Here is a 21,470-nt window from a genome sequence, read left to right on the forward strand (position 1 = left end):
CAGCCTCCCTTGGAATCAGGCCCCCCTGGCCGGCGGCAAGACAAGCGCGAGATCGTCCTCGCCGAGCAGGCGATATTGTCCCGGTGCAAGGTCCTCCGGCAGGGGAAGCGTGCCGATGCGGTCGCGATGCAGATCGGTGACGTGGTTGCCGAGCGCCGCGAACATGCGCCTGACCTGATGGTAGCGCCCCTCCGTGATGGTCAGGAAGGCGCCGGTGCTCGACGTCACCTCCAGCTGCGCCGGCAGAAGCGGCTTGCCCTCGTTGTCGAGCATCAGGGTGCCGGATGCGAAGATTGCCGCCTCGTCGCCGCGCAAGGGGCGATCGAGGGTGACGCGGTAGCGCTTGGAGATCTTGAAGCGCGGCGAGATGATCCTGTGCAGCAGGGCGCCGTCGTCGGTCATCAGCAGGAGTCCCGACGTGTCCTTGTCGAGCCGGCCGATCGTGGAGATCGCAGGATCGCGCCGGCGCCAGCGCTCCGGCAGCAGGCTATAGACGAGAGGGCCAGCCTCCTTGTGCGAACAGGTCACGCCGAGGGGCTTGTGCAGCATGAGCGCGAGGCCCGGCGGCGGATCGAGCGGTTTGCCCCGGATCCGCATCCGCTCGGACAGGTCGCGGGTCACGGCGATGCGACCGTCGGCATCCTCGATCTCGGCTCCGTCCAAGGTCACCAGTCCGGCATCGACGAGAGACTGGACCTCGCGGCGCGAGCCGTAGCCCATATTGGCGAGCAGCCGGTCGAGGCGGAGCGTCGGAGCCTTGCTCATTTCTGGGCCTCGTAAATCTTGTAGCCGGCCGCCTCAGTCTTCGGCGTCACGCGCTTGAAGGCGGATTTCAGCACGGCCTCATAGGGCAGATGGCGGTTGGCGACGAGCCAGAGAACGCCGCCCGGCCTGAGCGCCTCGGCGGCCCGGCGGATGAAGGCCTGTCCCAGGCTCTGGTCCTCGGCGCCGCCGTCGTGGAAGGGCGGGTTCATCACCACGAAGTCGAGGCCCTTCAGGTCCGTTCCGCTGCGCAGATCCGCCCATCGCACCAGCGCCCGCGGATCGTCCAGGTTGCGCGCCGCCATCTCGACGGCACGTCGGTCGATGTCGATCAGTGCCAGGCTCTCGACCTTGGGCGATGCCAGGATGGTGCGGGCGAGGATGCCGATGCCGCAGCCGAAATCCGCCCCGCGTCCGGAGAGCGGGGGCAGGTTCTGTTCGAGCAAAGCGCTGCCGGGATCGATGCGGTTCCAGCTGAAGGCGCCGGGCCAGGTCCACAGGCCAAGCGCGGCGTCGAGCCGGGGACTGCCCTCGGCGATGGCCTCGTCGGTCCCGATCGGCTCGGAGGGCCGCATGACGGTGCAGATGCGGTGGTGCCGGCGGGAGGTTTCGCTGACCTCGCAGCCGAAGCCCTTGAGCTCCTTGGCGATCCGAGAGCCGCCCTTGTCCTTCGGCGCCAGGACGGTCAGCGAGCCCCCGGGAGCAAGCGTCCGCAGGGCCAGAGCGATCACGTAACGTCGCTCGACGGTGCCGGGCGGAGCCAATACGGCGATCTCGCCAAGGGATTTTTCAGGCTGTTCCTCCAGCCTGGCGGAGCCTGGAATCAGGGGGGAGAACTGGGTCGCCCCTTCCGGTGTCTGGGCCAGTTCGGCCGGTGGCGCCCCGTAGACGCCGCTTGGTTTCGTGTCTTGCAAAGTGACTTAGTCCACGCTCAAAGCCAGGGTTCTTATTATGCCGTGGCCTGAAAGGTAAGACTCAATGGCCCTGTGCGGCCTGCTTGGTATCGACGGCGCGAATCTCCGATTCTCCCACCGCGCGCTGGGCGCCGCTCGCCGTATCCCTGATCCTGTAGCCCAGTTCGCCGCTGCTGTTCTCCGGCATCAGACGAACGACCTCGTAAGTGCCGCTGGTGCGATCTGCGAAATGGGCGGCAGCGGAATGCACAAGCTGGCCCATGACATATTTGTGGCTCACAGGAACCTCCTTTTCGGAAAAGCAAGAAGCCGCTCCGGGGAGCGGCTTCGCAAGGCAGCAAGGAAAGCTGCCCGTTTCACAGGTATCAGGCCGTCTGGATGTTGTTGACGGCGACCTTGCCGCTGCGGCGGTCCTCGGCCGTGTCGAAGGAAACCTTCTGGCCTTCGCGAAGGCCGCGGATGCCGGCGCGCTCGAGAGCGGTGGCGTGGACGAACACGTCCTTGCTGCCATCGTCCGGCTGAATGAAGCCGAAGCCTTTTTGATCGTTGTAGAACTTAACGGTGCCAGTAATCATTGGAATATCCTTGGTTAGGCTTAACATGCACGTGAGCAAAGGGCGTGCTCTCGCACGACCTCACACTCGGTTCGTCGATGTTTGGGAAGAGTGTCTGAACGTGCGCCCGGTAGTCCAAGGCGTAACGGCCCGATTGTCCGGCCAAATGTCGATAGGTGCTATCTAGGGCCAGCTTACGGCGAATACAAGGCGGTGTCGTAAACAAGCGGTAAATCCTCCCTCGAAACGATGGACCTCGGCCGGCCGGAGAAGGTCGCCTCAGTACTTCAGGCGCAGCCCCCGCACCTGCGCCACGCCGTCCGCACAGACGATCCGGGCCCTGGGGCAATAGGAAGCGTAGGCCGGCGTCGCGCAATAGGTCTGCACGAAGGTCTCGTCGATGGCGCAGGTGACATGTACGCGATAGGCGGTCTGCGGAACGCCCGGCACGTCGTGCAGGACGGAATAGCCCAGGCCCTCGTCGGCCAGACGGGAAATGGCGAGACCTGGCTGAAGCGGCGACAGGCCGGCCCTGGTCACCATGGTTGCATCCGCCGCCTGGGCCGCTGAGCCCAGCAGAATGACTGCCAGTGCGGTTCCGATCGAAAGGTACCTCATGCTGCGCCTCGCCTGATGTGAGTGATGAGACCGCACCGCCCGCTCCCGAGGGCGGCCGGCGGCCTGCAACGGATTAATGCAAAGCTGCCTTCCCGAGATCCACCAAAGGTTAACCACGCTTTGCACGCGCCCTCCCGTTTTAAGCATCAGGTAGGAACTTAGGCCCGATAAACGCCGCCTGTAGAGGCGTGAATTGTCAGGATCCCATGCACCACATCCATCTCGCTGAGGGTATGCGGCTTCGTTTTCCGGCGCGGAATACGGATTTCGACCAGGGGGTCGAGATCGGCATCGTCGCGGCGCTGATGAGCCAGGATCTGATGGAGTTCACCCGCAGGATCTCGAGCGAGAATCTTGGGCAGATGCGCGCCCTCGTGGAACAGTTCGGGTATCGCCTCATCGAAGGAGCCGAGGACGGAGACTTCGTCGAGATCAGGTTCTACAGCCGCAACGCGCGCCCGCGCCTGCGCGTCGTCCACTCGGGCACCTGAGCGACCGAGTAGCCGACCCGTTTTCCTACGACGCGCTGAACTTCTGCTGAAGCGCGCGGAGCCGCTCGCGATAGGCGGTGTAGAAGCCGCTCGTGACGATGATGGCGGCGCCGGTGATCGTCCATGAATCCGGCAGAGTGCCGAACACCAGATAGCCGAGCGTCCCGGCCCAGATCAGCTGGACATAGGAGAACGGCGCGATCAGCGACGCATTGCCGTGGCGATAGGCCAGGACCACGAGCCAGTGCCCGATCGCGAACAGGATGCCCATGCACAGCCCGAGCGCGATCTCGATTCCGTTCGGCGTCACCCAGTTGAAGGGCATGAGCACGCTCAGCACGATGCTGCCGACGGATGCGGAATAGGCGAGCGTCGTCAGCGCCTGATCGCCGCTGATCTTGCGGGTGACGACGGCCCCGACGGCCCAGCTCGATGCGCTCAGGATCGGCAGGAAGGCGGCCGACTGGAAGGCACCCGTGCCGGGCCGGACGATGATCAGGACGCCGATCAGGCCGATGGCCGCCGCGGTCCAGCGCCGCCAGCCGACCGCCTCGCCGAGAAAGAGGACGGAGAGGGCCATGATCAGGATCGGCGAGACGAAGAAGATCGCCGTGGCATCGGCGACCGGGAGATGCGGCAGGCTCTGGATGAACATGATCGAGGAACCGACCATGCCGAGCCCTCTCAAGACCTGAAGACCGGGCCGCTGGGAGCGCAGCAGCGCCGGGCCGCCCTTGATCAGCACGAGAGGAATGATGATGGCCGCGAAAGTCACGTAGCGCATCCAGGCCACTTCCGGCGGCGGCAGGGTGGAGGCGAGCTGCTTGGTGATCACATCCGCCACCGAGAACACGACCGTCGAGGTGATCAGAAACAGGATTCCCCGCAGCGGCGAGGAAACCTGCGGGCTGGCGGCAGCCGGTTGGGCGGCATCGGTCGTCCGGGCAGCGGAGGTCATGAAAGACTCAAAAAATGAGGCTCGTGCGCGGGCGCGACGAGCCTGAAGGTCTCGAGTTGGGAGGTAATATAGCCCCCATAAAATACCGTTTCCTTGCCAGGAGAAGTGCAAACTTGGCACATATTGCATGCCCTGAATGAATGGGCCCATACTCCGGCCTTCCGACACCTGCGCCTCAAGCATGGCAAAAACCCCGATCCAGCCTTCTCCTCGCCCAAGCTTGGCCGCAGTGACGGTTCCATACTGAGGCTATAGTTCCATCTTACTTCAGAAAATCGGGCTCTACTGAACGTCTATTGGAGATTTAAATAAATCTTAAGGCGCCTCAAAGTGCTCACACCAGGCTATAACTGCATAGTTAACGATTAATAAATGGTCTTATTGTTGCCCCATTAGCCTCCATTCTGCATCCCATCCATAACAGACAAGGGAATGCATAGTGGATCAACGTAAGGTAACGCTCGCTCTTGCCAGCCTTTTCATCTCCGGATCGGCAGTTGTCTTTTCTCCTGCGGTCCAGGCGGAGCCTGCGGAACCCGCGGGGAAAGTGATCCAGAGCGGCCGTGCTTCCTGGTACGGGCCCGGTTTCCAGGGCCGCCGGACGGCAAGCGGCGAAACCTTCAACACCAATGAGCTGACCGCTGCCCATCGCACCCTGCCCTTCGGCACCAAGGTCCGGGTCGTGAACAAGAAGACGGGCAAGTCGGTGGTGGTGCGCATCAACGACCGCGGGCCTTATGCCCATGGTCGCGTCATCGATCTGTCCAAGGCCTCGGCCCAGGCCATCGGGATTTCGGGCGTCGGCTCCGTCGACGTCGCCCAGCTCTAATTTTCAGCACGACCCTTTTCATCACCGAAGCATTTTCAAGCCCCTCCGGCAGGAACCTCCTGCCGGAGGGGGTCTTTGGAACCGAGAGGCCTTCTCCCCGCTTTTCCCCGGTCACCTTTGCCGCAAAGGGCTTTTGGAAACGCATGCAGTTCGGCCGGTCGCTGACATCGAGAATGACTCTTCTGATCCTAACCATGGCATCGGGCCCGATGGCTGCGGCCCAGAACGGACGGGCCTGGGTCGATCCCCCGGCAGAAGCCCCAGCCGCTTCCTCTCAGCCGGCTCAGCCGGCAGCGCCGCCAAAGCCGGCACCTGTCCCTCCGCCACCGCAGGCAGCCACACCGACGCCGGTCAGTCCATCGCAGACCGCGCAGCCTCAGACGCCGGCCGCTACCCCCTCCGCCCCGGCCGTCGCCGCACAGCCGACGAAGGACCCCGATGCCGAAAAGCGCGCCGCCCGGGCTGCGGCCGCCAAGAGCTTCGCCGTCGATTATCTGGAATCCTGGTCGGCCGCGAACGAAGCAGCGCTCGAGGCAACGGCGGCCTTCTATGCGCCCCGCGTGCTCTTCCACGGGCGCGAGGTGAGCATGCAGCGGCTCTTCAACGAGAAGCGCCGCTTCGTCCGGCGCTGGCCGGAGCGCGATTATCGCCCGCGCCAGGACGGCATCGGCACCACCTGCAACCCCGCCGGCGAGATCTGCACCGTGCATGCGGTGTTCGATTTCACGGCCTCCTCTCCCAAGCGCCGCCGGATGTCGCAAGGCACCGGAGCCCTCCAGCTCATCGTCCATTTCATCGGCGACAGGCCGGTCATCGTCGCCGAACACAGCACGCTGCTCGGGCAGGAGCGCAAGCGCAATGTCACCCAGGAGGGTGCCTCCTATGAATGATGATTCCATCACCCGCGATTCGTCGGCGGATCCCCGTCACCATTGGGCTCAGATGCGCGAGAGGATGCGCGAGGTCATTCGAGTGGAGCTCGATCGGATCCATCCGACCGACGATTCCCGCCGCGCCCTCGAGCTCATCATCGAATCTTCCGTGCGCCCTTCGGAAGCCGGCAACGAGCTGAAGCTCACGGTCATCGACCACGACGGCAAGCCGCGGACGATCGAACGGGACGGTCGAGAGCAGGGATTCACGCTGCACGATCTTCTGGACGAGTTGCGCGTTCGCTACCCGGTGTTGTTCCGGTCGGCGAAGCGCGACACCGACCATGCCGCCGGAGCGGCAGAGCCGCACGAAAAGCCGAAGCGTGACTGGCTCGCGCTCGACCCCGGGGCGAAGGCAGGCGCCGTGCCGCATGCTGAACGGAGCGAGCCCGCCTCGGCTCATCGCATGCCGGATGAAGCTCCCGAAATCCGCGCACATCAGCACGATTCCTTCGCCGCCTCGGATGCGCCGGCCGTGCATGGAAATGCCGAGGAGCGGATGCCGGACGATGCCATTCCCGTCGTCGCCGACGACGAACGCAATGCCTTCGGCGACATGCGGAAGCGCTCCTGGGCGAGGCCGAGCCTGGCGCTCGGTGCGGTCGCTGTCGTGGCGCTTCTCGGCGTCGGCGCGTTTCTCTTCCGGGGTGACGAGGCGACGACGTCGCAGGCCGGCGCGACCGCGCCTGCCCCCTCGAACCTTGCCGCTGCCGGCCCGATCCGCGACCCGGAACCGGCGGTGACCGGATCGACGGCATCCTCCGCTTCGCTGCGCGGCGTGCCCGACGTGATCGACACGGCGACCCTGTCCCTGAACGGTGAGGTGGTTCGCCTCTTCGGCGTCGAATGGGCGCCGGGCGCGGGCAAGCCGGAGGATCTGACCCAGTACCTCAACGGCCGCGAGGTCGCCTGCGAGAAGGCGGGATCGAACGATGTCTATCGGTGCCAGGTCGGTGGTCAGGACCTGTCGCGGGTGGTGCTGTTCAATGGCGGCGGGAAACCCACCGGCGAGGCGACGCCGGAACTGAAAGCGGCCGCCGACAAGGCACGCGCCGCCAAGATCGGCGTGTGGGGTCCGTCGCAATAAAAAAGGTCCCCGTCCAGGACGGGGACCGCGGAGGTATCAAGGCCGAAGGCTCAGGCGCTCGCTGCGACTTGGCCCGGACCCGGAATCTCGATCTCGATTTCGAGGGTGGAGATGTCGGAATCGCGGTTCATCTTCACCTGAACGTTGTCCTGCTCGACCATGACATGGCGGCGGACGACGGCGAGGATCTCCTCCCGCAGCTGCGCGACGAGGTCGGGCTTTCCCCCGACGATGCCGCGTTCGTGCGCGAGCAGGATCTGCAGGCGCTCGCGCGCCACGGGCGCGGATGTACGCCGGTTGAAGAAACTCAAGAGATTCATGCGGCCCTCCGTCCGAACAATTTGCCGAACAGGCCCTTCTTGTCGGTGGGGATGGTCAGTTCGACGGTCTCGCCCTTGAGCCTGCGGACGGCGTCGAAATAGGCCCGTCCGGGGGCGCTGGCAGGATTGTTGAGCGTCACCGGCGAGCCGACATTCGAGGCGCGCAGGACCTCTTCGCTCTCGGGGATGATGCCGATGAGCGGGATCGAGAGGATCTCGAGCACATCGTCGACCTTCAGCATCTCGCCGCGCTCGGCGCGGGCCGGGTCGTAGCGGGTGAGCAGCAGGTGCTTCTCGATGCGCCCGCCCTTCTCGGCCAGCTCCGTCTTCGAATCGAGCAGGCCGATGATGCGGTCGGAGTCGCGCACCGAGGACACTTCCGGGTTCGTCACCACCACGGCGACATCCGCATGGCGCATGGCCATCGTCGCGCCGCGCTCGATGCCGGCCGGGCTGTCGCAGATGATCCAGTCGAATTTCTCGCGCAGCTCGTTGAGAACGCGGGCGACGCCCTCTTCCGTGAGCGCGTCCTTGTCGCGGGTCTGGGAAGCGGGAAGCAGCGAGAGGTTCTCCATCCGCTTGTCGCGGATGAGCGCCTGATTGAGCTTGGCATCGCCCTGCACCACGTTGATGAGATCGAACACCACACGGCGCTCCGCCCCCATCACCAGATCGAGGTTGCGCAGCCCGACGTCGAAATCGATCACGACGACCTTCTCGCCGCCATGTGCCAGTGCTGCCCCCAGAGCTGCCGAAGACGTGGTCTTGCCAACGCCACCCTTGCCTGAAGTTACGACCAAGACTTTGGCCATCGTCGTCTCTCTTTCTCTCAATCCAATGTTTTCAGGATGATGGAGTCGCCATCCAGGTTCACTTGCACAGGCTGACCGAGGAACTTGCCCCCCAGATCGTCAGCGGTCTTGTAGAGTCCGTCGATCGCGATCAACTCGGCCTCGAATTTGCGGCAGAAGATGCGGGCCTTGCCGTTGCCGGTGCAGCCGGCGATGGCGCGGCCGCGCAACGAGCCGTAGATGTGGATCGAGCCGCCCGCGACGATCTCGGAACCCGAGGCGACGGAGCCGAGAACCGTCACGTCGCCTTCCGGATGCAGGATCGACTGGCCCGAACGGACGGAGCCTTCGATGAGCAGCGACTTCTCCGGCACCGGCGCATCGGCGAAGGGAGCGCTCGCGGCCGCGACGGCGGCATTGGCCGCATCCGGCACATCGATGTCGCCGGCGGGCTTGCCGCCGTTGATCTGCGGCGGCATCTCGGCATCGACATTCTCCGGCGCCGCACCCTCGAGGCCGATGATGCGGATGTTGCGCATCTTGAAGGCGGCGAGGAGGAACTTCAGCTCGGACTTGGACGGCTTCAGCGATGAGACGTCGGCGATGATGGGCCGCCCCGTGAAAAAGCCGGGCGAACGCTCCGAGACGGCGTCGAGATCCTCGAGCCAGTCCCTCAGAGGCACTTCTGGCGCGAGGACCAGGGCCATGAAAGACCTGCCACGGAAACGAAGAGAGGGGCGGTTGCGAACGGCAATGGTCACGGGAGTACAGATTCCTTTAATTGGATATGATTTCGACCGTTTATGGTTAACGGACCGTTAAAGGAGTCCCGCAGAACCCAGAAATTTCTTAATGCCGCAGACGCCGGCCGACCCGCTGGGCCTCGATTTTGCCCCAATAAGAAATTCCACTTTTTCAAGGAATATAAAGATAACACTTAGCACTTTGTGAGTACGGCCTAGCACTTCTTGAGTATTAGCTCGACGGCGAAACTCAATTGACCGGTTGTGTCATGGGCATACGATGAGCTTTGTTTCGTTTTGTTTCATCATTGCTAAGACTAATTTCAAGACCCGATGATGAGGCGGGCGATCCAAATCGACAACAGCCGTGAGGCGCATCCAGGGAGGATGAAGAATGTCGGGCCGGGTCAAAACCTTCTCTTCCGTATCCAGTCTTTTCGGCCGCCTGGCCGTTGCCGCAGCCCTCCTCGTCTCAGGCATCGTCGGCGCATCGGCCCAGACGGCTCCGTTCAATCCGGCCCGCGCGAATTCCGGCACCCTGGGCGTGATCTCGGGCGGGGCCGACGGAACCTATATCCGCATCGCCGCCGACCTCGCCAATGTGCTCGACGGCGAAGACCTGCGGGTGCTGCCGATGATCGGCCGCGGCTCGCTGCAGAACCTGCGCGACATCATGTTCCTGCGCGGGGTCGATATCGGCATCGTGCAGATGGATGCGCGCGAGCAGCTGAATGCCGAAAACCTCCAGGGCGATGCGGTGCGGCGCCTGCGCTTCATCACCCGCCTCTACAACGAGGAGGTCCATATCATCGCCAGCCGGGAGATCACGGACATCCGGCAGCTCGAGGGCAAGAAGGTCAATATCGACAAGGCCGGCAGCGGCACGAACCTGACCTCTCGCCTGATCTTCGGCAAGCTCGGGATCAAGCCGGAGATGACAACCTTCGATCAGGCATCGTCCTATGCGAAGCTGAAGTCGGGCGAGATCCAGGCCGCCGTCTATGTGGCGGGACGGCCCGTACGCGCGATCGCCGAGTTCCAGACCGAAGGCCGCTTCCATCTTCTCGCCATTCCCTTCGAAGGCGAGATCGCGGAAAGCTACTTCCCGGCAAGCCTCGCGAATACGGACTATCCGCAACTCGTCGACAAGGACAAGCCGGTGGATACGCTTGCCGTCGGAAGCCTCCTCGCCGTGTTCAACTGGCCAGAGAATTCGGACCGCTACAACCGCGTCCGCCGCTTCGTCGATGCCTTCTTCTCCCGCTTCGACGAGTTCCTGCTTCCCGGCCGCCACCCGAAATGGAAGGAAGTCAACCTCGCCGCCGACGTGCCCGGCTGGGAGCGCGTGAAGCCGGCCCAGGCATGGCTCGACCGCGCCGCGATGGCGAGCAAGCCGTCGGCCCAGAGCCAGAGCTTCGAAAGCTTCATGAGCAGCAAGGGCCTCAACGTCTCGGCGGAACAGCGTGAGGTTCTGTTCCGTGAGTTCCTCGCCTGGCAAGGCGAGAAGCAAAGAGCGCCCCGGCGCGTCACCCGGCAAGATTAAGAAACCAACAGGACCGAAGCCGAGGGCGGATCCACCGCCTTCGGCGACCGTCGAAGGAGGTCCGACATGATTGGGCACGATGATTTTGGATTGAGACCTTTCACCACCGAGTTGCTGGCATCCGCGTTGATCGGCCTTGCACTTCTTAGTCCCGCGGCAGCCCAGAGCCTTCCTCCCGATCCCACCCTGGAAATTGCCGCCGGCCGGACCGGCGCGAGCGATTTCCGCAGCCTTCTGCCTCTTCTTCTCACCTCGCCGGACCGCAGGCAGCTTGCCGCGGATCTCGAGGCCCTGATCCGACAGGGCGATGTCGCCGCAGCGGAGAACAGCGTCAACGCAGCGATCGAAGTCGGTACCCTGGCCATCGTTCTCGCCGACCATCTCAAGGACCCGGATTTCGTCAAGGCCCTGCAGGAGCTCGGCATACGCGGCGAGGCCAGGCCCGCTGCGGCTGCAGGCGCGGTCGCTCAGGCTGCAACCTCCGATTCCTGCCCCCTCGCACCGACCGCGGCGAACCTCGCCGATATACAGCAGGCGCTCGAGCGCGAGCAATCGTTCAGCAGCAACGTCTCGCAGACCCTGGACAGCCTCACGCAGGAGCACAATGCCCTTGCCGCCCGCCTGGATACCGAGACGGAAGCGCAATCCGCAAAGCTGTCCGAGATCGAGCAGGCGCTGGCGGGTGAACGGGAACGCGGCGAAGCGGCCCGCGCCGAGCTGGCGAAACTGCAGGACGAGAATCGCGGCCTGCGGACGACGCGCGAGCAGGACCAGGCAGCAGGTTCATCGAAGAATGCCGAGCTGGAAACCTTGCTCGGAAAGGAACGGGAGCAGAGCGCCACCGCTTCGCGCCAGCTTGCGAGCATGCAGAAGGAACTGCGCGATCTGCAGGCTTCCAGGAACGAGACGTTGGCGGCCCAGTCGACCCGGGTGGCCGAGCTCGAAAAGGCCGTCGCCCGCTCGCAGATCCGCAGCGATATCCTGACCCAGGCCCTGACCGATGCGGAGGACGATCTTCGCGCCCTGCAGGATCCCCTCCGTCCGGGCGCGGCCCCCTTCGTGTTCCGGATCGCGACGGCCGGCGCTGAGCCGCCGCTCCCCGCTCCCATGCCGGAGGAGACCGCCGTGATGGTGACATCCGCGCTGCCGGCGGCGCCTGCAAGCGCACCAGGCCCCGCCATTCCCGATGCGGCCCCGGCCCTGCCGGAGAGAACGACAAGCGCTGTCGTCGTTGCCGCATTGCCGGAAAGCATCCAGCCGCTGCCGCTCGCAGCGCGGAGCCTGGATCCGGCGCGCGTCCTGCCGCCTCCGGCGTCCGAACCAAGGCCGGCTGCGACACCCGAACCCACGAAGCCCGAGGACCGGCTGACGGCGCGCGCGGAAGAGCTTATGAACAAAGGCGATGTGAGCGGCGCCCGCCTCCTCCTCGAACGGGCCATGGCGAGCGGACATGCGCGGGCGGCCTTCCTGCTGGCCGAGACCTTCGACCCGAACATGCTGTCGAAGCTCGGCGTGCGGGGGATCCGCGGCGATGCCGCAAAGGCGCGGGAACTCTATGCGCAGGCGCGCGCGCTCGGCATCGCTCAGGCCGGCGAACGCATGGAGGCGCTGAAGTAACAAGGTTTTAGAACGGCACCCACTCGCCGCCCTCGGTGAGGGAATCCACGGCCCGCTCGAGAGCCGTGCCGGCATCGAGCAGCTGCTGGGCGGTCTGCTGGACCTGCAGCGGGGAGCCCGGCAGTCCGGCCACGTGCTCGGTCAGTTCCCGCACACGCTCGATCAGGTCGATGAGATCGGCGGCGAGCGCAGCCCTCTCCTCCGCCTCGGCGACAGGCGTCTGTCCTTGCTTGAGGCGCGGAGCGAGGGGGATCACGTTCGACATGCCTTGAAAATCTTCTTTTGTTCTCACAAGGGCAATGGAGTGCCCTAGCGTGATCCACAGCAAACCGACGTCGTCAGGGCTGCCAAGCTGCAGCGTTACGCGCTTGACTCCAATATATTGGATTTCATAGTCTATCTTAATGGATCACTCCTCCGCTCTGAACACTCATCTGGCGACCCGCCTGCGCGATCTGCGTGCGGAGAACGGCCTCACTCTCGATGGTCTGGCTGATCGGACCGGGGTCAGCCGCTCCATGATCTCGCTGATCGAGCGCGGCGAGAGCAGCCCGACGGCGACCGTGCTGGACAAGCTCGCCGCCGGTCTCGGCGTGACGCTCGCCTCTCTCTTCGCGGAGAAGGACAGCGCCGGGGCCTCGCCGCTGGCACGTCGTGCCGATCAGCGCGTTTGGCGCGATCCGGACAGCGGCTACATGCGCCGCAACCTCTCGGCTCCCGGCTTCCCCTCACCCATCGAGCTGGTCGAGGTCGTGCTTCCGGCGGGAGCCCGCGTGGCCTACGACACCGGGCATCGCGCCTCGGTGGTTCACCAGCAGATCTGGATGATCGAGGGCGATATCGACCTCACCCTCGGCGACGACACCTATCACCTCGGCACCGGCGACTGCCTGTCCATGCGCCTCGATCAGCCGACCATCTTTCGCAATCAATCCGAGCGCCCAGCCCGCTACGTGGTGGCGCTCGCCATCGACACGCGGGCCGGCCCCGCCGGCCAACGCTGAGGAAAGCCTCATGACCGACCCGTTCATCATCCGCACGCTCGCGCCGCAGGAGGCGGGGGAACAGGTCGGCGCCCTGTCCGACGTCCTCATCGACTGCGTCGAGGGCGGCGCCTCGGTCAGCTTCATGCTGCCGCTCACCCGGGACAGGGCTGACGCGTTCTGGCGGGGCGTGGCCGAGGGCGTGGTGGCAGGCGAGCGCATCCTGCTCATCGCCCAGGAGCGGGCAAGCGGACAGGTCGTGGGCACGGTGCAGGTGATCCTGAAGCAGCCGGAGAACCAGCCGCACCGGGCCGACATCGCCAAGATGCTCGTCCATCGCGGGTTCCGGAAGCACGGCATCGGCGCAGCCCTTATGCTCGCCGCCGAGGAGGCGGCGCGGAAGGCGGGCAAGACCGTGCTCGTGCTCGACACGGTAACCGGCGGCGATGCGGAGCGCCTCTACGAGCGGGTCGGCTGGACCAAGTCCGGAATCATCCCGAATTACGCGCTCTGGCCGCAGGGCGGGTTCTGCGACACGACGGTGTTCTACAAGCTGCTCGCCGCCGCCTGATCCGACAGCGCATGACCGCCGAGAGCATTTTTCGGCGAAGCGGCTCTAGACGATCGCCTAGAGGACATGGCCTCACGGCCATGCTATGGCCGCGGCGAACCAATCGGTCCCGCCTTTACATCAGACTGTACCATCATGGACTTATCCAGCGCGGCGCTTCTTGCCGCTTCGGGTCTTGCCGCCGGCCTCGTCAATGCGATCGCGGGTGGCGGCACCTTCTTCACCTTCTCCGCCCTCGTCGCCTCCGGACTGCCGCCTGTCGTCGCCAATGCCACCAGCGCGGTTGCGGTCACGCCCGCAAACCTGTCGAGCGCCTGGGCCTATCGGCGCGAGCTTGCCGCCAACATCCGACGCTTTGCCGCGCTCGGGATCGTGAGCCTCATCGGAGGTCTCGGCGGCGCCTACATTCTGACCGTGACCAACAACGAGGCCTTCCGGCAGCTCGTGCCGTGGCTTCTGCTGTTCGCCACCCTGCTCTTTGCGGCGAGCCCGAAGATCGTGGCGCTCGCCCGCGCCATCGGCAAGCATGAGGGCCATCATCCCTCGACGAAGGCCTGGGCTGCCGGCCTCGTCTTCCAGACCGGGGTCGCGGTCTATGGCGGCTTCTTCGGCGCGGGCATGGGCATCGTCATGCTCGCGGCCCTCGCCATCACCGAAGGCGACGACTTTCACCTGATCAATTCGGCGAAACATCTGTGCTCCACCTTGATTCAGCTCGTCGCCGTGGTGCTGTTCATCGCGGCGGGGCTCGTGAGCTGGCCCGAGACGCTCGTCGTCGGCGCGGCCTCGGTGATCGGCGGCTATCTCGGCGTCGTCTTCGGCCGCCGCCTGCCGGCGAGCGTCATCCGCTGGCTCGTCATCGCCGTCGGCGCCGCACTGACACTGTATTTCTTTATTCGCTGAATTCGCTAACCATTCTCGAAATAGCACGAGTCCGGGCGGCATTTTGCCGGCTGCTGCCCGATTCACGCCACAACCATGCTCCTTCCTGCGACGACCCGATTCTGAAGCTCTCGCGAAAAGGAACTGCCCGTGGCCGAATCCCAAAACATGTCCGGACTCGAAGGAACGCAATCCGTCAGCGCTCTCGGCCTGCGATGGGCTGCCCTGCGGGGCATGCTGAACTCGCCTCTGATCACGGTCGAAGATCAGCGTCCCTTGCGTGACGAGCTCGTGCGCGAGCTGGCCGCCATCGAGAAGGATTTCGGTGATCTGCAGTCACGCAACACGATGGAGATTTCGGCGAAGCTCGACATCGCGAAATCCGCCCTGCGCGAACGCATCCAGGGCGGCGAGAGCTGGCTCGTCGATCTGATCGACAGCATTCAGGCCGATCTTCACACCGTTCACGCGAAGGCTTCGTCCACGACGCCGTCGGCAGTATCCGCTAACCGCTCGCCGGCCAATCTGAGCCGCCCGCAACAGCCGCAGCGTCCCGACGAGACGCCATCCACGACGAGCGCTGAGGCCGCGACTTCGTCGGCTGCCTGATCGAAGAACGCCGCGTCCGGAAGCATCGGACGCGGCGTCCCTTTGTCTAGAGCCGTTTCCACTTGCGTGGAATAACCTCTCTTTTTTTGGTTTGCCGCATTTTTTGACGGCGAACCGGATCCACTTCGCCGAAAAATGCTCTAGACGAGCCCCGGATCGATGCTGATCTCTTTCGTGAGCCAGGCCGGAACCGGCAGGTTCTTCGAGCGCAGGAAATCCGGGTTGAAGAGCTTGGACTGGTAGCGCGTGCCGTAGTCGCACAGCACCGTGACGATGGTGTGCCCGGGTCCGAGCTGCTTGGCGAGCCGGATCGCGCCTGCAACGTTGATGCCCGACGACCCGCCGAGGCACAGGCCTTCATGGGCGAGCAGATCGAAGACGATCGGGATCGCTTCCTCATCCGGGATCTGGAAGGCCACGTCGATCGGCGCACCTTCCAGATTGGCGGTAATGCGGCCCTGACCGATGCCTTCGGTGATCGACGAGCCGGACGCCTTCAACTCACCCGTCGTATAATAACTGTAGAGCGCCGCGCCCATCGGGTCGGCGAGGGCGATCGCCACCTTCGGATTGCGCTCCTTCAGCGCCATGCCGACGCCGGCGAGCGTGCCGCCCGTGCCGACGGCGCTGACGAATCCGTCGACCTTGCCCTCCGTCTGCTCCCAGATCTCCGGCCCAGTCGTCTCCAGATGGGCCTGCCGGTTCGCCACGTTGTCGAACTGGTTGGCCCAGACCGCTCCGTTCGGCTCGGAAGCAGCGAGGCGCTCGGCCAGCCTGCCCGAAACCTTCACGTAGTTGTTGGGGTTCGCGTAAGGCACCGCCGGCACCTCGATCAGCTCGGCGCCGGCGAGCCGCAGCATGTCCTTCTTCTCCTGGCTCTGCGTGTCCGGGATCACGATCACCGTCCTGAAGCCGAGCGCGTTGGCGACAAGCGCGAGACCGATGCCTGTATTGCCCGCCGTTCCCTCGACGATGACGCCGCCCGGTCGCAGGGTACCCCGCCTGACAGCATCCTGAATGATGAAGAGCGCGGCGCGGTCCTTCACCGATTGTCCGGGGTTCATGAACTCGGCCTTGCCGAGGATCGCGCATCCGGTCAGCTCTGAGGCATGGCGGAGCTTGATCAGAGGGGTGTTGCCGATGGCGGCGGGAACGTCGGACTTGATCATAGTGGACTCGCAGACGGTTTTTTGACGGGCAGCGGGATTGTCGCGCGGCAGCCGGCGACATCAAGGCGCCGGCTGCAGATCCAATATTCACATAATTTAGCGTGAATATTGGATAAAATGTATCTCTTGACGTTCTTTATAACGAACTACATGTTGCTCGCGCAAGGCACGTGAGGCCTTCGCGCTTCATTTGCTTGCAATCCTTGAGGTTCGATCATGTCCAGCTCCGCCGTGGCATCGCCCTTTTCCGCCGGGAACCGGGCAGGCCTGACCGTCAACGCTCCCGCTTCCCTGGCCGCCGCCGCAGGCATCCTCGGCGGTGCGGCGCTCCTCGGCGTCATCATCAATCCGCGTCAGGCCGCGCTCTACGTGCTCGGCGCGGCGCTCGGCCTCGTGCTCTATCACGCCGCCTTCGGCTTCACCTCCGCCTGGCGCGTCTTCATCGCCGACCGGCGCGGGGAAGGCCTGCGCGCGCAGATGGTGATGCTGGCGATCGCCTCGATCCTTTTCTTCCCCGTCCTCGCCTCCGGCACCCTGTTCGGCCAGCCGGTTGCCGGCAACGTCTCGCCCGCCGGCATCGGCGTGGTCGTCGGCGCCTTCATCTTCGGCATCGGCATGCAGCTCGGCGGCGGCTGCGCCTCCGGCACGCTCTATACGGTCGGCGGCGGCTCGACGCGCATGGTGATCACGCTTGCGGCCTTCATCGCAGGCTCCGCCATCGGCGCCGCGCATCTCCACTGGTGGGTCGCGCTGCCGAGCCTGCCTGCGATCTCGATCGTCAAGACCTGGGGTCCCTGGACGGCGCTGGCCGTGCAGCTCGCGGTCTTCGCCCTGATCGCCGCAATCACCGTCGTGTTCGAGAAGCGCCGGCATGGCCGGCTGGTTGCGGCGGATCCGTCGCCGCGCCAGGGCCTGGCGCGCTTCCTGCGCGGTCCCTGGCCTATCGTGGCCGGCGCGGTCGCCCTTGCCCTCCTCAACTTCGTGACGCTCTATCTCGCCGGCCGTCCCTGGGGCGTGACCTCCGCCTTCGCCCTGTGGGGCTCGAAGATTGCGGCCGCCATCGGCTTCGACGTGGCGAGCTGGCCCTATTGGTCGAGCCCCGCCAACAAGGCGGCGCTCAACAGCAGCATCTTCAACGACGTCACCACGGTGATGGATTTCGGCATCATCTTCGGTGCCCTGCTCGCCGCCTCGCTCGCCGGCCGCTTCGCGCCGACCTGGAAGGTGCCGCTGCGCTCCGCCATCGCCGCCATCGTCGGCGGTCTGCTGCTCGGCTACGGCGCCCGCCTCGCCTATGGCTGCAATATCGGCGCCTATTTCTCCGGCATCGCCTCGGGCAGCGTGCATGGCTGGGTCTGGCTCGTCGCAGCCTTCGCGGGCAACGTCTTCGGCACGCGCCTGCGCCCCGCCTTCGGCCTCGAAGTCGAACGCGTGAAGCTCACCGGCTGCTGAACCTGATCCGGTCGCTGCGTCAGGAGCGGGCAGGCTTTGCCGGTTCCTGACGCTTGAGCGCATTGATCAGCTCGCCGAGGGCGACGAAGTCGTTCTTGCGGGTCGAGGTCCGGCGCCAGGCGAGGCCGACAATGCGCATCGGCGCGTCCTCCGGAAACTCGATCAGCGCGACGCGCTGCCGGTCGACCTCGCTCTTCGCACAGATCTCCGGCAGGAGCGTGATGCCGTGACCGGCCGCCACCATCTGCATGATGGTGGTGAGCGAGGCAGCGCCGAGAGCCTTGCGGGCCTGCATGTTGGCGATGTGGCAGAACTGCAGGGCCTGATCGCGCAGGCAATGGCCCTCCTCCAGAAGAAGCAGCCGCTCCTGCTCGATCCGGGCGCGCAGATCCCCGGTCGCCCAATCATGCGCCGTCTGGCTCTGCACCGCGATGAGGAAGCGATCCTCGAACAGGGCCATGGTTTCGAGCTGCGGCTGCTGCAGCGGCAGGGCGAGCAGCACCGCGTCGAGCTCGCCGCGGGTCAATTCCTCCACGAGGGCGCTCGTCTGCGTCTCGCGGATCTGCAGGTCGAGCGCCGGATATTGCCTTCCCACCTCCGTCAGGATGTCAGGCAGAAGATAGGGAGCAATCGAGGGGATGATGCCGAGGCGCAGGGGCCCGGTCAGGACGCCGTGGTGCTGGTGCGCATAATCGGACAATTCCCGCACCTGATTCAGGATCGTTTCCGCCCGGGCGGCGATTTCCTGCCCCATGGGAGTCAACGCAACGAAGTTTCCCTTGCGCTCGACGAGTTCCACGTCGAGTTCGCGCTCGAGCTCCTTGATCTGCATGGAGAGGGCCGGCTGCGTGACGGAGCATTGCTCGGCCGCGAGACCGAAATGCTTCATGCGCGCCAGCGTTTCGAAATATCGGAGCTGTCGGAGCGTGATCATCGTGCGATAAGAATAACTGATCGCACTTTGTAATCAATACAATTGGACCTTATCGCACCGCATCGGCATCTTGCGTCCCACTCAATGGGGACAACCATGACAAAAACAACAACCATGACCACGACGGCTGGTGCGCCGATCGCCGACAACCAGAACAGCCTGTCCGCCGGCTCGCGTGGCCCGCTGCTGCTTCAGGATTACCAGCTGATCGAGAAGCTCGCGCATCAGAACCGGGAGCGTATTCCGGAGCGCGTGGTTCATGCCAAGGGTTCGGCCGCCTATGGCACGCTCACGATCACCAACGACATCACGCAATATTCCAAGGCCAAGGTCTTCTCCGAGATCGGCAAGACGACGGAGGCTTTCCTGCGCTTCTCGACCGTCGCCGGAGAGCGCGGCGCGGCGGATGCCGAGCGTGACGTACGCGGCTTCGCGCTGAAGTTCTACACGGATGAGGGAAACTGGGACATCGTCGGCAACAACACGCCGGTGTTCTTCGTGCGCGATCCGGTCAAGTTCCCCGATTTCATCCGCACGCAGAAGCGTCACCCCGCCACGAACCTGCGCTCGACGACCGCCATGTGGGATTTCTGGTCTCTCAGCCCCGAGAGCCTGCATCAGGTGACGATCCTGTTCTCGGATCGCGGCCTGCCGCAAGGCTACCGCTTCATGCACGGCTTCGGCTCGCACACCTATTCGTTCATCAACGATAAGGATGAGCGCTTCTGGGTGAAGTTCCACTTCAAGTCCATGCAGGGGATCAAGACCTGGACGAACCGCGAGGGTGCAGAGGTCATCGCCAAGGACCGCGAGAGCGCGCAGCGCGATCTCTACGAGGCCATCGAAGGCGGCGACTTCCCGCGCTGGAAGTTCTGCGTGCAGGTCATGCCGGAGACCGATGCGGAGAAGACCTCCTACAACCCGTTCGACGTCACAAAAGTGTGGCCGCACGGCGAGTATCCGCTGATCGAGGTCGGCATCCTCGAACTCAACCGCAACGCGCAGCACTACTTCGCCGAGGTCGAGCAGTCTTCGTTCTCGCCGTCGAACATCGTGCCCGGCATCGGCTTCTCGCCGGACAAGATGCTTCAGGGCCGCATCTTCGCCTATGCGGATGCGCACCGCTACCGCGTCGGCACCCATTACGAGGCGCTCCCCGTCAACCGTCCGCGCTGCCCGGTGCATCACTACCATGCCGACGGCTCGATGCTGTTCGATATCCCCAACCGGGGTGACGCCTATTACGAGCCGAACTCCTTCAACGGCCCGGTGCAGACGCGTCGCGCGGCCGAGCCGCCGCTCAAGATCTCGGGCGACGCCGACCGCTACGATCATCGCGCCGGCAACGACGACTACAAGCAGCCGGGCGACCTGTTCCGCCTCATGACGCCGGACGAGCAGGACCGGCTCATGGACAACATCGCCGAAGCGATGCAGGGGGTGCCGGAGGCAATCGTGAAGCGCCAGATCGTCCACTTCTACCTTGCCGACAAGGCCTACGGCCTCGGCGTGGCGGACCGCATGGGCCTCAAGGGCGCCGTGCTGATCCAGGCTGCGGAATAATCGAAAAGAAATCCGTAGGGGCAAAAAAGCGAGCGGCCCGGGAGCGATCCCGGGCCGTTTTTTGTTTTCCGTGTATCGCGCTGTCATTCCGGGGCGGCCGGAGGCCGAGCCCGACCCAAAGGGCCGCGCCGCAGGCGTGGAAATCCATAAGCACGACGTCTCAAGAGCGGATGAGACGCGTTGAGCCTTCTCTTGCACCGTTAGCGGCTATGGATTCCGGGCTCCGCTGCGCGGCCCCGGAATGACATTGGGGTTAGATTAGCGTCAAACCAGCTCCTCGCCCCGCAGGAACGGGTTGGTCTGCCGCTCCTGGCCGATGGTGCTCATCGGGCCGTGGCCGCAGATGAAGGCGATGTCGTCGCCGAGGGGCAGGAGCTTGTCCCTGATCGAGCGGATCAGCACCTTGCCGTCGCCGCCGGGAAGGTCGGTGCGCCCGACAGAGCCCTGGAAGAGCACATCGCCCACAAGGGCGAAGCGCTGCGCCGGGGAAACGAGGACGACGCTGCCCGGCGAATGGCCGGGGCAATGCAGCACGTCGAGGGTCAGATCGCCGACGCTCACCGTGTCGCCCTCATGCAGCCAGCGATCCGGCGTCACGGCACGGGCCTCGAAACCGTACGCCTTGCCCTGCTCGGCCAACCGTTGCAGGAGGAAATCGTCCGCCTCGTGCGGTCCCTCGACCGGCACGCCGAGCTCGTCCCGAAGCTCCGCCGCCCCGCCCGCGTGATCGATATGGCCGTGGGTCAGAATGATCTTCTCGACGCTCGCGCCGCTTTGCGCGATCGCGTCCCGGATGCGCTCGAGATCGCCGCCCGGATCGATCACCGCGCCCTTCTTGGTCTTTTCGCACCACAGCAAGGTGCAGTTCTGCTGGAAGGGCGTCACGGGTATGATGGCGGCGCGGACGTCGGACACAAGTCGCTCCTTCATGGGATTCGACGGCAGACATATGTCGCGCGGTCCTGTCTGTGAAGTCCAGGGAAACGAAGATCGCTTCTATTGACCGCCGGCGAGGCGCATTCACATAGTCCCCTCATCGAATCATCAAAGGACACGAGCATGGAAACCAGGGCCGCCGTCGCCTGGGAGGCTGGCAAGCCGCTCACCATCGAGACCATCCGCATCGAAGGCCCGAAGGCGGGCGAGGT

The 21,470-nt window shown here is 64.8% G+C and carries 25 protein-coding genes; 12 read left to right on the forward strand and 13 right to left on the reverse strand.

What is annotated here, in order from left to right:
- Positions 1-15: 15 nt before the first annotated feature.
- The 5 genes from JKL46_RS07245 to JKL46_RS07265 all read right to left on the reverse strand — a co-directional run bounded on the left by JKL46_RS07245 (position 16) and on the right by JKL46_RS07265 (position 2,848).
- The gene (locus tag JKL46_RS07245) at positions 16-765 is read right to left on the reverse strand and encodes a pseudouridine synthase (protein ID WP_201831328.1); all 750 of its coding nucleotides are present in this window, start codon (positions 763-765) and stop codon (positions 16-18) included.
- The gene (locus tag JKL46_RS07250; RefSeq protein ID WP_201831329.1) at positions 762-1,676 is read right to left on the reverse strand and encodes a class I SAM-dependent methyltransferase; all 915 of its coding nucleotides are present in this window, start codon (positions 1,674-1,676) and stop codon (positions 762-764) included. The genes JKL46_RS07245 and JKL46_RS07250 overlap by 4 nt, the downstream gene beginning before the upstream one ends.
- A 61-nt stretch (positions 1,677-1,737) precedes the next feature.
- Entirely contained in the window at positions 1,738-1,956 is a 219-nt protein-coding gene (locus tag JKL46_RS07255) for a hypothetical protein (RefSeq protein WP_201831330.1), read from the reverse strand.
- Positions 1,957-2,041: 85 nt separating this feature from the next.
- Positions 2,042-2,251: a cold-shock protein gene (locus tag JKL46_RS07260; protein ID WP_099509679.1), complete on the reverse strand. Its 210-nt coding sequence runs from the start codon at positions 2,249-2,251 to the stop codon at positions 2,042-2,044.
- Between the two features lie 258 nt (positions 2,252-2,509).
- A complete protein-coding gene (locus JKL46_RS07265) occupies positions 2,510-2,848 on the reverse strand; it encodes a hypothetical protein (RefSeq protein WP_201831331.1) in 339 nt (112 codons plus the stop codon).
- 206 nt (positions 2,849-3,054) lie between these two features.
- On the opposite strand from JKL46_RS07265, the gene JKL46_RS07270 reads away from it, so the two are divergent.
- Positions 3,055-3,339 (forward strand): hypothetical protein, encoded by a 285-nt coding sequence (locus JKL46_RS07270; RefSeq protein WP_201831333.1) that lies wholly within the window; start codon positions 3,055-3,057, stop codon positions 3,337-3,339.
- A 25-nt stretch (positions 3,340-3,364) separates the two neighbouring features.
- Here JKL46_RS07270 and JKL46_RS07275 read toward each other — a convergent pair whose 3' ends face one another.
- Positions 3,365-4,297, reverse strand: coding sequence for a DMT family transporter (locus JKL46_RS07275; RefSeq protein WP_201831334.1), 933 nt, complete (start codon positions 4,295-4,297; stop codon positions 3,365-3,367).
- 439 nt (positions 4,298-4,736) lie between these two features.
- Between JKL46_RS07275 and JKL46_RS07280 the strand changes: the two genes are divergently transcribed.
- The 3 genes from JKL46_RS07280 (at position 4,737) to JKL46_RS07290 (ending at position 7,145) form a co-directional block, all read left to right on the forward strand.
- The gene (locus tag JKL46_RS07280) at positions 4,737-5,126 is read left to right on the forward strand and encodes a septal ring lytic transglycosylase RlpA family protein (protein WP_201831335.1); all 390 of its coding nucleotides are present in this window, start codon (positions 4,737-4,739) and stop codon (positions 5,124-5,126) included.
- A 173-nt stretch (positions 5,127-5,299) separates the two neighbouring features.
- The gene (locus JKL46_RS07285; RefSeq protein ID WP_201831337.1) at positions 5,300-6,016 is read left to right on the forward strand and encodes a hypothetical protein; all 717 of its coding nucleotides are present in this window, start codon (positions 5,300-5,302) and stop codon (positions 6,014-6,016) included.
- Positions 6,009-7,145, forward strand: a complete 1,137-nt coding sequence (locus JKL46_RS07290) for a hypothetical protein (RefSeq protein WP_201831339.1) — start codon at positions 6,009-6,011, stop codon at positions 7,143-7,145. Before JKL46_RS07285 ends, JKL46_RS07290 begins: the two co-directional genes overlap by 8 nt.
- Positions 7,146-7,195: 50 nt before the next feature.
- Here JKL46_RS07290 and minE read toward each other — a convergent pair whose 3' ends face one another.
- From minE to minC, 3 genes are read right to left on the reverse strand one after another with little or no spacing between them, the layout of a single operon-like run.
- Complete coding sequence (gene minE / locus JKL46_RS07295; protein WP_201831347.1) at positions 7,196-7,465, reverse strand: cell division topological specificity factor MinE; 270 nt, start codon at positions 7,463-7,465, stop codon at positions 7,196-7,198.
- Complete coding sequence (gene minD, locus JKL46_RS07300) at positions 7,462-8,277, reverse strand: septum site-determining protein MinD (RefSeq protein WP_201831350.1); 816 nt, start codon at positions 8,275-8,277, stop codon at positions 7,462-7,464. Before minD ends, minE begins: the two co-directional genes overlap by 4 nt.
- Before the next feature lie 17 nt (positions 8,278-8,294).
- The gene (gene minC, locus JKL46_RS07305) at positions 8,295-8,963 is read right to left on the reverse strand and encodes a septum site-determining protein MinC (protein ID WP_210381292.1); all 669 of its coding nucleotides are present in this window, start codon (positions 8,961-8,963) and stop codon (positions 8,295-8,297) included.
- Positions 8,964-9,393: 430 nt separating this feature from the next.
- On the opposite strand from minC, the gene JKL46_RS07310 reads away from it, so the two are divergent.
- Both JKL46_RS07310 and JKL46_RS07315 read left to right on the forward strand, forming a co-directional pair.
- Positions 9,394-10,542, forward strand: coding sequence for a TAXI family TRAP transporter solute-binding subunit (locus JKL46_RS07310; RefSeq protein WP_201831361.1), 1,149 nt, complete (start codon positions 9,394-9,396; stop codon positions 10,540-10,542).
- 66 nt (positions 10,543-10,608) lie between these two features.
- Positions 10,609-12,159 (forward strand): hypothetical protein, encoded by a 1,551-nt coding sequence (locus tag JKL46_RS07315; RefSeq protein WP_201831363.1) that lies wholly within the window; start codon positions 10,609-10,611, stop codon positions 12,157-12,159.
- Positions 12,160-12,166: 7 nt separating this feature from the next.
- On the opposite strand, the gene JKL46_RS07320 is transcribed toward JKL46_RS07315, so the two are convergent.
- Positions 12,167-12,424, reverse strand: coding sequence for a hypothetical protein (locus JKL46_RS07320; protein ID WP_201831365.1), 258 nt, complete (start codon positions 12,422-12,424; stop codon positions 12,167-12,169).
- Between the two features lie 139 nt (positions 12,425-12,563).
- Between JKL46_RS07320 and JKL46_RS07325 the strand changes: the two genes are divergently transcribed.
- The 4 genes from JKL46_RS07325 to JKL46_RS07340 all read left to right on the forward strand — a co-directional run bounded on the left by JKL46_RS07325 (position 12,564) and on the right by JKL46_RS07340 (position 15,204).
- The gene (locus JKL46_RS07325) at positions 12,564-13,163 is read left to right on the forward strand and encodes a helix-turn-helix domain-containing protein (RefSeq protein WP_201831367.1); all 600 of its coding nucleotides are present in this window, start codon (positions 12,564-12,566) and stop codon (positions 13,161-13,163) included.
- Positions 13,164-13,173: 10 nt separating this feature from the next.
- Entirely contained in the window at positions 13,174-13,713 is a 540-nt protein-coding gene (locus tag JKL46_RS07330) for a GNAT family N-acetyltransferase (RefSeq protein WP_201831370.1), read from the forward strand.
- A gap of 135 nt (positions 13,714-13,848) precedes the next feature.
- Positions 13,849-14,616, forward strand: a complete 768-nt coding sequence (locus tag JKL46_RS07335) for a sulfite exporter TauE/SafE family protein (protein WP_201831372.1) — start codon at positions 13,849-13,851, stop codon at positions 14,614-14,616.
- Positions 14,617-14,745: 129 nt separating this feature from the next.
- Positions 14,746-15,204 (forward strand): hypothetical protein, encoded by a 459-nt coding sequence (locus JKL46_RS07340; RefSeq protein WP_201831374.1) that lies wholly within the window; start codon positions 14,746-14,748, stop codon positions 15,202-15,204.
- A gap of 140 nt (positions 15,205-15,344) precedes the next feature.
- Here JKL46_RS07340 and JKL46_RS07345 read toward each other — a convergent pair whose 3' ends face one another.
- Positions 15,345-16,373, reverse strand: a complete 1,029-nt coding sequence (locus tag JKL46_RS07345) for a cysteine synthase A (protein WP_201831376.1) — start codon at positions 16,371-16,373, stop codon at positions 15,345-15,347.
- 216 nt (positions 16,374-16,589) lie between these two features.
- On the opposite strand from JKL46_RS07345, the gene JKL46_RS07350 reads away from it, so the two are divergent.
- On the forward strand, positions 16,590-17,825 hold the full coding sequence (locus tag JKL46_RS07350; RefSeq protein WP_201831379.1) for a YeeE/YedE family protein: 1,236 nt from the start codon (positions 16,590-16,592) through the stop codon (positions 17,823-17,825).
- A gap of 19 nt (positions 17,826-17,844) precedes the next feature.
- Here the strand turns inward: JKL46_RS07350 and JKL46_RS07355 are convergent, their stop codons facing one another.
- Positions 17,845-18,759: a hydrogen peroxide-inducible genes activator gene (locus JKL46_RS07355; protein WP_201831381.1), complete on the reverse strand. Its 915-nt coding sequence runs from the start codon at positions 18,757-18,759 to the stop codon at positions 17,845-17,847.
- 96 nt (positions 18,760-18,855) lie between these two features.
- On the opposite strand from JKL46_RS07355, the gene JKL46_RS07360 reads away from it, so the two are divergent.
- Positions 18,856-20,322, forward strand: a complete 1,467-nt coding sequence (locus tag JKL46_RS07360) for a catalase (RefSeq protein WP_201831383.1) — start codon at positions 18,856-18,858, stop codon at positions 20,320-20,322.
- A 264-nt stretch (positions 20,323-20,586) separates the two neighbouring features.
- Here the strand turns inward: JKL46_RS07360 and JKL46_RS07365 are convergent, their stop codons facing one another.
- The gene (locus JKL46_RS07365; protein WP_201831391.1) at positions 20,587-21,252 is read right to left on the reverse strand and encodes an MBL fold metallo-hydrolase; all 666 of its coding nucleotides are present in this window, start codon (positions 21,250-21,252) and stop codon (positions 20,587-20,589) included.
- Between the last annotated feature and the right edge of the window lie 218 nt (positions 21,253-21,470).

Source organism: Microvirga zambiensis WSM3693, from assembly GCF_016735695.1.
In the GTDB taxonomy this organism is placed as follows: Bacteria; Pseudomonadota; Alphaproteobacteria; order Rhizobiales; family Beijerinckiaceae; genus Microvirga; species Microvirga zambiensis.

Excerpts from the sequence above, each read along its gene's own strand:
- JKL46_RS07335 (WP_201831372.1), top strand. The coding sequence starts at position 13,849 with ATGGACTTATCCAGCGCGGCGCTTCTTGCCGCTTCGGGTCTTGCCGCC.
- minC (WP_210381292.1), bottom strand. The coding sequence starts at position 8,963 with ATGGCCCTGGTCCTCGCGCCAGAAGTGCCTCTGAGGGACTGGCTCGAG.
- JKL46_RS07325 (WP_201831367.1), top strand. The coding sequence starts at position 12,564 with ATGGATCACTCCTCCGCTCTGAACACTCATCTGGCGACCCGCCTGCGC.
- JKL46_RS07320 (WP_201831365.1), bottom strand. The coding sequence starts at position 12,424 with ATGTCGAACGTGATCCCCCTCGCTCCGCGCCTCAAGCAAGGACAGACG.
- JKL46_RS07260 (WP_099509679.1), bottom strand. The coding sequence starts at position 2,251 with ATGATTACTGGCACCGTTAAGTTCTACAACGATCAAAAAGGCTTCGGC.
- JKL46_RS07345 (WP_201831376.1), bottom strand. The coding sequence starts at position 16,373 with ATGATCAAGTCCGACGTTCCCGCCGCCATCGGCAACACCCCTCTGATC.
- JKL46_RS07285 (WP_201831337.1), top strand. The coding sequence starts at position 5,300 with ATGACTCTTCTGATCCTAACCATGGCATCGGGCCCGATGGCTGCGGCC.
- JKL46_RS07360 (WP_201831383.1), top strand. The coding sequence starts at position 18,856 with ATGACAAAAACAACAACCATGACCACGACGGCTGGTGCGCCGATCGCC.
- JKL46_RS07275 (WP_201831334.1), bottom strand. The coding sequence starts at position 4,297 with ATGACCTCCGCTGCCCGGACGACCGATGCCGCCCAACCGGCTGCCGCC.
- JKL46_RS07365 (WP_201831391.1), bottom strand. The coding sequence starts at position 21,252 with ATGAAGGAGCGACTTGTGTCCGACGTCCGCGCCGCCATCATACCCGTG.
- minD (WP_201831350.1), bottom strand. The coding sequence starts at position 8,277 with ATGGCCAAAGTCTTGGTCGTAACTTCAGGCAAGGGTGGCGTTGGCAAG.
- JKL46_RS07290 (WP_201831339.1), top strand. The coding sequence starts at position 6,009 with ATGAATGATGATTCCATCACCCGCGATTCGTCGGCGGATCCCCGTCAC.
- JKL46_RS07355 (WP_201831381.1), bottom strand. The coding sequence starts at position 18,759 with ATGATCACGCTCCGACAGCTCCGATATTTCGAAACGCTGGCGCGCATG.
- JKL46_RS07330 (WP_201831370.1), top strand. The coding sequence starts at position 13,174 with ATGACCGACCCGTTCATCATCCGCACGCTCGCGCCGCAGGAGGCGGGG.
- JKL46_RS07245 (WP_201831328.1), bottom strand. The coding sequence starts at position 765 with ATGAGCAAGGCTCCGACGCTCCGCCTCGACCGGCTGCTCGCCAATATG.
- minE (WP_201831347.1), bottom strand. The coding sequence starts at position 7,465 with ATGAATCTCTTGAGTTTCTTCAACCGGCGTACATCCGCGCCCGTGGCG.
- JKL46_RS07265 (WP_201831331.1), bottom strand. The coding sequence starts at position 2,848 with ATGAGGTACCTTTCGATCGGAACCGCACTGGCAGTCATTCTGCTGGGC.
- JKL46_RS07350 (WP_201831379.1), top strand. The coding sequence starts at position 16,590 with ATGTCCAGCTCCGCCGTGGCATCGCCCTTTTCCGCCGGGAACCGGGCA.
- JKL46_RS07270 (WP_201831333.1), top strand. The coding sequence starts at position 3,055 with ATGCACCACATCCATCTCGCTGAGGGTATGCGGCTTCGTTTTCCGGCG.
- JKL46_RS07310 (WP_201831361.1), top strand. The coding sequence starts at position 9,394 with ATGTCGGGCCGGGTCAAAACCTTCTCTTCCGTATCCAGTCTTTTCGGC.
- JKL46_RS07315 (WP_201831363.1), top strand. The coding sequence starts at position 10,609 with ATGATTGGGCACGATGATTTTGGATTGAGACCTTTCACCACCGAGTTG.